The organism is Streptomyces tricolor, from assembly GCF_002155905.1.
In the GTDB taxonomy this organism is placed as follows: Bacteria; Actinomycetota; Actinomycetes; order Streptomycetales; family Streptomycetaceae; genus Streptomyces; species Streptomyces tricolor.
In genome coordinates this window covers 8,440-8,666 of sequence record NZ_MUMF01000379.1, presented here as the reverse complement: position 1 = coordinate 8,666, position 227 = coordinate 8,440, and the positions used below count along the sequence as shown (strand labels likewise).

1 protein-coding gene is annotated in these 227 nt (G+C 76.2%); it reads left to right on the top strand.

Annotated features, from left to right (window positions below; genetic code table 11):
- Nucleotides 1-227: LCP family protein (locus CCN44_RS46505; protein WP_414820520.1), on the top strand; the 227-nt coding region annotated here is incomplete at both ends.

Below are 227 nucleotides of genomic sequence, written 5' to 3'. Positions count from 1 at the left end.
CTCCGCGAACGCCTCCCCCCTGCCCACCGGCTCCCTGAACATCCTGGTCCTCGGCTCGGACTCGCGCAGCGGCGAGGCCAACCGGGAGCTGGGCGGCGGTGACAGCGACGGGGCCCGGTCCGACACCGCGATGGTCGTGCACCTCGACGCGGGCCGGACCCGGGCCACCGTCGTCAGCATCCCCCGCGACACCCTCGTCACCCGCCCGTCCTGCCCGCTCCCCTCCG